The sequence below is a fragment of the Aestuarium sp. genome, from assembly GCF_023253315.1.
In the GTDB taxonomy this organism is placed as follows: domain Bacteria; phylum Pseudomonadota; class Alphaproteobacteria; order Rhodobacterales; family Rhodobacteraceae; genus Marivivens; species Marivivens donghaensis.
This window is the reverse complement of the sequence record NZ_JALRGW010000125.1, coordinates 1-827: the sequence shown is the minus strand read 5'-3', so window position 1 is coordinate 827 and position 827 is coordinate 1. Positions and strand designations below refer to the sequence as shown.

The window sequence follows — 827 nt, the reverse complement described above, 5'->3', positions numbered from 1 at the left end:
TTTCAGGAAACTTACAAAATTTTATTTTTATTAGTTCCTGTATTAGTTTCTGTTGCAATGATTGTTTGGTTAGATAGACGGGTTTGGGCTTTTGTTCAAAAAAGACAAGGACCCAACGTTGTAGGACCCTTTGGATTACTTCAATCTTTAGCAGATGCATTAAAATATATTTTTAAAGAGATTATAATTCCAGCAAGCTCCAATAAAGTTATTTTTATTTTAGCACCAATTGTTACTATGACTCTTGCTTTAATTGCTTGGGCGGTAATACCATTTAGTGAAACCCAAGTCCTTGCAGATATAAATGTTGGAATACTTTATCTATTTGCCGTTTCATCTCTTGGAGTTTATGGAATTATCATGGGGGGTTGGGCCTCAAACTCAAAATATCCATTTCTTGGCTCTATAAGATCTGCTGCTCAAATGGTGTCTTATGAAGTTTCTATAGGAGTAATAATTATAAATGTTTTATTGTGCGTGGGATCTTTAAATTTAAATGACATAGTCCTTGCACAAAAAGATCTGTGGTACATCATTCCATTGTTCCCGATGTTTGTAATTTTTTTCATATCTGCTTTAGCGGAAACTAATCGACCTCCATTTGATTTACCCGAAGCCGAAGCCGAACTAGTTGCAGGATATCAAACTGAGTATTCAGGAATGATGTATGCTATGTTTTGGTTAGGAGAGTACGCCAATATTCTTTTAATGTGTGCAATGGGTTCAATTTTATTTTTGGGTGGATGGTTATCACCAATTGATATTTATCCGTTTAATTTAGTTCCAGGAGCGATTTGGTTAATTTTAAAAATTCTTTTATTATTCAT

1 protein-coding gene is annotated in these 827 nt (G+C 33.6%); it reads left to right on the top strand.

Annotated elements, in window-relative coordinates:
- Window positions 1-18 precede the first annotated feature (18 nt).
- The coding region (locus AC1QQ2_RS14555; protein WP_479713684.1) for a complex I subunit 1/NuoH family protein at window positions 19-827 on the top strand (809 nt) is incomplete at its 3' end.